Origin of the sequence: Virgibacillus sp. 7505 (genome assembly GCF_002272135.1) — a bacterium.
Lineage (GTDB): Bacteria > Bacillota > Bacilli > Bacillales > Amphibacillaceae > Terribacillus.
Map to the genome: position 1 here is coordinate 1 of NZ_NPBF01000314.1, position 235 is coordinate 235.

Sequence of the window (235 nt, forward strand, 5' to 3'; positions counted from 1 at the left end):
ATGCAACTGACCGAACAGCAACCAGCGCGGACGTGGACCGAAGCCTATCCGATTGGAAATGGGCGGCTAGGGGCGATGGTTTATGGCGGTGTTGAACACGAAAAAATCGCTTTAAACATTGACAGCCTTTGGTCAGGGCCGCCTGCTAAAAGGAGCCAAGCGCCTGTGAAAGGAACGGTAGCGAACATGCGCGCAGCCATTGGCGCTAGAGACTTTCAGGCGGCAAGTCGATATG

At 54.9% G+C, this 235-nt stretch carries 1 protein-coding gene; it reads left to right on the plus strand.

From position 1 onward, the window contains the following. On the plus strand, positions 1-235 hold a 235-nt coding region (locus tag CHH91_RS19115), incomplete at its 3' end, for a glycoside hydrolase N-terminal domain-containing protein (protein ID WP_141234256.1).